5 protein-coding genes are annotated in these 5,732 nt (G+C 60.5%); 1 reads left to right on the forward strand and 4 read right to left on the reverse strand.

Annotated features, from left to right (window positions below):
* Window positions 1-326: 326 nt before the first annotated feature.
* The 4 genes from ACW9IR_RS28465 to ACW9IR_RS28480 form a co-directional block, all read right to left on the reverse strand.
* Window positions 327-1,292, reverse strand: a complete 966-nt coding sequence (locus ACW9IR_RS28465) for a sensor domain-containing diguanylate cyclase (protein WP_110719913.1) — start codon at window positions 1,290-1,292, stop codon at window positions 327-329.
* Between the two features lie 62 nt (window positions 1,293-1,354).
* Window positions 1,355-1,933 carry a hypothetical protein gene (locus ACW9IR_RS28470; RefSeq protein ID WP_110719914.1) on the reverse strand — a complete coding sequence of 193 codons (579 nt, stop codon included), beginning with the start codon at window positions 1,931-1,933 and terminating at the stop codon, window positions 1,355-1,357.
* A gap of 1 nt (window position 1,934) precedes the next feature.
* A complete protein-coding gene (locus tag ACW9IR_RS28475; protein WP_457465949.1) occupies window positions 1,935-4,097 on the reverse strand; it encodes a molybdopterin cofactor-binding domain-containing protein in 2,163 nt (720 codons plus the stop codon).
* Between the two features lie 22 nt (window positions 4,098-4,119).
* A complete protein-coding gene (locus ACW9IR_RS28480) occupies window positions 4,120-4,575 on the reverse strand; it encodes a (2Fe-2S)-binding protein (RefSeq protein WP_003224136.1) in 456 nt (151 codons plus the stop codon).
* A 266-nt stretch (window positions 4,576-4,841) separates the two neighbouring features.
* Between ACW9IR_RS28480 and ACW9IR_RS28485 the strand changes: the two genes are divergently transcribed.
* The gene (locus ACW9IR_RS28485) at window positions 4,842-5,672 is read left to right on the forward strand and encodes an alpha/beta fold hydrolase (RefSeq protein WP_457465951.1); all 831 of its coding nucleotides are present in this window, start codon (window positions 4,842-4,844) and stop codon (window positions 5,670-5,672) included.
* Window positions 5,673-5,732 lie beyond the last annotated feature (60 nt).

Raw genomic sequence — 5,732 nt, forward strand, 5'->3', positions numbered from 1 at the left:
GTCCCTCCTCCTCCCTTCAAGTCCTACCATACAAGCGAGCCTGCTCGCGAAGGCGGTGTATCAGTCACCGGAGATAATGCCTGTGCCGGCCTCTTCGCGAGCAAGCTCGCTCCCACATCGATTTGTGGTGAATCGGGATTTTGAGAACACCCGACACCATTGTGGGAGTGAGCCTGCTCGCGATGGCGGTGGGTCAGCCGATGACGATGTTGAATGTGCGGACGCCATCGCTGGCAAGCCAGCTCCCACAGGTTTCTCGGGTGTTCACAAATCCCGGTTCACTGCAGATCCCTGTGGGAGCTGGCTTGCCAGCGATGAGGCCCGAACTAACAGCGCTTCAGGGCCTGCTTGTGCGCATACATCGCCCCATCGGCGTCCGCCAACAACCGGTCCACGGTCTCATGGCGTTTGGCGTCGTATTCGATCTGGCCCACGCTGAAGCGAATCGCATACCCGCGGTGCAGCGTGGCATTACGCTCTTCAAGAATCTCCTTGAGCCGCGCCATGATCGCGTTGGTTTCGATATGGCTCGACCCCGTCAGCAACGCGACAAACTCATCCCCACCCAGTCGCCCGACCACATCGCTCTCGCGAAAGGCTATGCGCAACACATCAGCAAAGGTCTTCAGCGCACTGTCGCCCTCGGCATGCCCATACAGATCATTGATTTGCTTGAAGTCATTGAGATCAAAAAACAACAACGTCGCTGGCCGCTCCAGCCGTGCACAGGCGTCCAGCGCATGCTGTGCCAGTTGCTTGAAGCCGCGACGGTTGGACAGCAGCGTCAGCTCGTCCATGCTCGCCATCTGCACGGCGGTCAGCTCTTGCTCGGCCATCTCGGCCAGATCACGCAACAGCGCGCGCTCTTCATCGTCGAGGTCGCGGGGCTTGGTGTCGATCAGGCACAGCGTGCCCATTTTATTGCCGTTGGGCACGGTCAGCGGGTAACCGGCGTAGAAGCGAATGTTCGGTGCGCCGGTCACCAGCGGGTTGTCATGGAAGCGCACATCCTCGCGGGCATCGGGTACCAGCAGGAGTTCGTTCTGAAGGATCGCGTGACCGCAAAATGACACATCCCGCGACGTTTCCGTGGCATCGAGCCCCACGCAGGACTTGAACCATTGGCGATCCTTATCGACCAGCGTCACCAGCGCAATCGGCACATTGAACAGGCGCTTGGCCAACCGCGTCAGCCGATCAAAACGCTCCTCCGGCGCCGAATCAAGCAGGTCGAGGCCGTGCAACACCTGAATCCGCGCAGCTTCATTGGCGGGTTTTCCTGGAACCAGCATCAGCACACTCCATTGTCATCAATGCACTTGAGCGTAGCGCAAATCAGCGAGGCTTCACCCCGTCAGATCCCCGCCACCGGACACGGCCCGCCCGCATCGGCCCAGAGCTTGAATTGCGCGACAAAAACATCGTGCGGCACTGGCACCGGCGCGCGCCCTGCCCCGGGATTCCAGCCCCAGAGCACCAGTTTGTCTTCGCTGACGTGCTTGATCAGCGCGGCAAAGTCGCGATCGCCGTTGCTGGAGCGATCCTTGATCATCGCGCAGAGTTTGTCCGGTGGCAGGCCGATCCAGGCCATTTTGTGCGCCGCCGGCGGCAGGCTCCAGTGCGGCGCCCCCGGGGGCGCATGCGGGCCGTAACTGGCCGGCGGATTGTTTTCCGCGTGACAGGTTGCACAGGGCAAACCGGCCGCACCCTTGCCGTCCATGCCGCGCACCACGCTCATCGCATGGGGGATACCGGCGTCGAACTGCAACGGTGAATCACCGGGAATATGGCAGTTCTGGCAACGCGGGCTCTGAAAGACTTTCTGCACCGTGCCGAACGCCTTCAGCGCTTCCTGATCATCGGCAAACAGGTCCGAGGCATAACCGCCCAGCCCCAGCAAAATCACCGTGCCCAACACTAGATGTCGTTTCATCTCACACCCCCGACAGTTGCAGCGGCAACTCGCGCAGGCGCTGCCCGGTCAGGGCGAACACCGCGTTGGCCACCGCCGGCGCGGTCGGCGGCACACCGGCCTCGCCGATGCCGCCGGGTTTGTCGCTGCTGGGCACGATGTGCACTTCCACCACCGGCATCTCGTTGAGCCGCAGCACCTGATAATCGTGATAGTTCGACTGCACGACCGCGCCGTCCTTGAGCGTCAGTTTGCTGTGCAACGCCATGCCCAGCCCAAAGGTGATGCACGATTCCATCTGCGCAGCGATGCTCTGCGGATTCACCGCGATCCCGCAATCCACCGCACAGACCACGCGATGCACGCGAATCGTCAGATTGTCCTGTGAGACCTCGGCGACCTGCGCCACGTAACTGCCGAACGACTCGTGCACCGCCACCCCCAACGCATGGCCGTCCGGCAGCGGGGCTTTCCAGTTGGCTTTTTCCACCGCCAGATTGAGCACGCCCAAATGCCGAGGATGGTCCTTGAGCAAGGTTCGTCGGTACTCCACCGGATCCTTGCCCGCCGCTGTGGCCATTTCATCGATCAGCGATTCCATGACAAAACCGGTATGGCTATGGCCCACCGAGCGCAGCCACAGCACATTGATGCCGGTTTGCGGCGAATGCAGATCGACCTGGTGATTGGCCAGGCCTTTGACATAAGGGCTGTCGGAAACGCCTTCGACCGACGTTGCATCAACGCCGTTCTTGACCATGGTTTTTTCCAGCATCGTGCCGGCCATGATCGACTGCCCGACCAATACATGCTGCCAGCTCGACGGCAGGCCATCGGCACCGAGCCCGATCCGCGCCTGATGCAGGAACATCGAACGGTAGTAACCGCCACGAATATCGTCTTCCCGCGACCATACGGTTTTCACCGGCATGGCCGCGGCTTTCGCCACTTGCACGGCTTCGGCGACAAAGTCTGAAGTCGGGTTGGCCCGACGTCCAAAACCGCCACCCAGGAACTCGGTGTGAATCTCGACCTGCTCCGGTTTCAGCCCGGTGATCTTGCCGGCGACCATTTGATCGAGCGTCTGAAACTGCGTGCCGGTCCAGATTTCGCATTTCTCGGCGCTGATTTTCACCGTGCAATTGAGCGGTTCCATCGGCGCATGAGCCAGATACGGCACGCTGTATTCGACATCGATCTTCTTCGCCGCTTTGCCAAAACTGCCCTTGGCATCCCCGGCCTGACTCGCCGACGTGCCTTGTGTCGTGGCCAATTTACGGAAGCTCGCCAGCAGTTTCTCGCTGCTCAGGTCCGCATTCGGCCCCAATTCCCAATCGACTTTCAGCGCATCACGGCCCAGTTTCGCCGCCCAGTAATGATCAGCAATCACCGCGACCCCGCTCGGCACCTGCACCACTTTGTGCACGCCCGGCACCGCCAGCGCCTCAGCACCTTCGAAGGATTTAACGCTGGCACCGAATACCGGTGGGCGCGCAACCATCGCCGTCATCAGGCCTTCAAACTGCACATCCATGCCGAACTTGGCGCGACCGGTGATTTTCTCCGGGGTATCGAGGCGTTTGGTCGGTTTGCCGATAATTTTCCAGTCCTTGGCTTCCTTGAAAGTGATCGACTTCGGATCCGGCACCGGCAGTTGCCCGGCGGCGTCCGCCAGCTCGCCGTACGTCGCACGTTTATCGCCTGCGATGACCACGCCCGATTCGGTGCGAATCGCTGACGGCGCCACTTCAAAACGTTTCGCCGCCGTCTCCACCAGCATTTGCCGAGCGGTCGCGCCTGCCAGTCGATAGCGGTCAAACTCCATCCACGTCGACGTCGAGCCGCCGGTAATCTGCATGCCGCCAAACCCCGGCATGCCGTAATCCGCCGCTGACGCCGGCGAGTGTTCGACGCGGATCTTCGACCAGTCCGCGTCCAGCTCTTCGGCAATCAACATGGTCAGGCCGGTCCAGATGCCCTGGCCCATTTCCGAATGCCCCAGCAAAACCGTGACGCTGTTGTCCGCCGCTATTCGCAAAAATGCGTTCGGCGCAAACACCTTGCCTTCATTCTCTGCTGCATAGGCAAACTTGTGGCCGCCAGGGACGACAAACGCCACCACCAACCCGCCGCCCAACACGGCGCTGCCCTTGAGAAATCCCCGACGCGATACAGGACTGTTCATCGTTTATCTCCCACAGATTGAATCAGCCGATTTCCGACGCACGCTTAACCGCTGCGCGAATGCGGGGATAGGTGCCGCAGCGGCAAATATTGCCGGAGAGCGCCTGATCGATATCGCTGTCGGTGGGTTTGGGGATTTTCGCCAATAAGGCTGCGGCAGACATGATCTGTCCCGACTGGCAATAACCACACTGCACCACGTCGAGTTCGGCCCAGGCCTGCTGCACCGGGTGCGAACCGTCGGTGGACAGGCCTTCGATGGTGAGAATTTTCTGGCCGTGGGCCACAGCTGTTGCGGGGGTGATGCAGGCGCGCAACGGCGCCCCGTCAACGTGCACGGTGCAGGCCCCGCACTGGGCCATGCCACAGCCGAATTTGGTGCCGGTCAGGTGCGCGACATCGCGCAGGACCCAGAGCAACGGCATGTCCGCGGGGACATCGAGCTCCTGATCCTTGCCATTGATATTCAAGGTCAGCATCGGGGAAATTCCTCAGACTCACGGTGTTCTGAAGGGGCGCCGCTGTGGCCATCAAAGCCTACGCGCGCCTCGGCTTATCCCTTTCAGCAAAGCCTAATTTGCGCACGAAGCCAGACGTTGCGACCACCGGTCATGCAGATGTCGACTTTAATCCTACAGTTGATAACGGCTCGCACTGAGCCTGCGCAGTAGAAAACTCGTCATGAACGAAACCGGTCCGCGATTACCGCGCGGGTTATCCATCAGATTGGTCTGGAGTTGCGAACATGGGATTTGTCACCAGCAAAGACGGCGTCGAGATTTTCTACAAGGACTGGGGCCCGAAAGACGCGCCGGTGATCCACTTCCACCACGGCTGGCCGCTCAGCTCGGACGATTGGGATGCGCAGATGCTGTTTTTTCTCGGCAAAGGCTTTCGGGTGATTGCCCATGATCGACGTGGGCATGGGCGTTCGAGCCAGGTCTGGGACGGCCACGATATGGACCATTACGCCGACGATACGCTGGCGGTGGTCAATCATCTGGGTCTGAAGAACGTTGTGCATGTCGGCCACTCGACCGGTGGCGGTGAGGTGATTCATTACATCGCCCGGCATGGCCAGGACAATGTGGCCAAAGGCGTGCTGATCAGTGCGGTGCCACCGTTGATGGTACAGACCGAGAGCAATCCGGGCGGGCTGCCGAAGTCGGTATTCGATGACTTTCAGGCGCAACTGGCGGCGAATCGCGCGCAGTTTTATCGCGACATTCCGACCGGGCCGTTTTATGGCTACAACCGGCCCGGGGCCACGCCATCGGAGGGGATTATTGCCAACTGGTGGCGTCAGGGCATGATCGGCGGAGCGAAGGCGCATTACGACGGGATCGTGGCGTTTTCGCAGACGGATTTCACCGAGGACTTGAAGAAGGTCACGGTGCCGGTGCTGGTGATGCATGGCGAGGATGATCAGATAGTGCCGTATGCGGATTCGGGGCCGTTGTCGGCGAAGTTGCTGCCCAATGGCACGCTGAAATCGTATCCGGGGTTCCCGCACGGGATGCCGACGACGGAGGCAGAGACGATCAACGCGGATCTTTTAGCCTTTATTCGCGCCTGAACAATGTAGGAGCTGCGGAACGCTGCGATCTTTTGATTTTGCGCCTTGAAAATCAACATC

Source organism: Pseudomonas sp. SDT291_1_S447 (genome assembly GCF_054070155.1).